General features: G+C 50.3%; 1 protein-coding gene. It reads left to right on the top strand.

Going from position 1 to position 471, the window contains the following annotated elements; translation table 11 throughout:
* Positions 1–362: hypothetical protein (locus NE664_13680; GenBank protein MCQ4727683.1), on the top strand; the 362-nt coding region annotated here is incomplete at its 5' end.
* Positions 363–471: the final 109 nt, after the last annotated feature.

Genomic DNA, 471 nt, shown 5'->3' with positions numbered 1-471 from the left:
CGGAATCGCAGGCTCGCAGACAGAACAGCGGCCGGTCCGACGGAAGGCAGAGAGATGGAAGACAGGGCGGTATCATACAGGAAACGATAAGTACAGAGTCCGGTATGAGCCCGGCAGCTGACGAGATGCAGCTGGGAGCCGGGAATCAGAATATGGTGCCGGAAATGGTACGGAGCGGCATCGGGCCGTCAGAAATGGAAGGATCCATACGGGATGTGGACTATTTAAAGAAGAGTCTGGAACAGATAGCGGCCAGCCGCGAACGGGGAAGAACCGTAAAACAGCAGGAGGACTGGCTGAAGGATTTGAACCCCGAGGAATTGAAGCTGATCGGAGAAATTCTGCATGAATATCTCACGTGAACATTTGGAAGGGAAAGGAAAATTATATCGCAATTGGAGGGGATTTATGGTATACTGTTCCTGAACAGGCATTCTAAAACCTGAAACAAAAGGAAAAGGAGAATGATAG

This window comes from Anaerotignum faecicola, from assembly GCA_024460105.1.
Lineage (GTDB): Bacteria > Bacillota > Clostridia > Lachnospirales > Anaerotignaceae > JANFXS01.
Note: the sequence above shows the minus strand (reverse complement) of the source record. Positions and strands in the feature narration are given on the sequence as shown.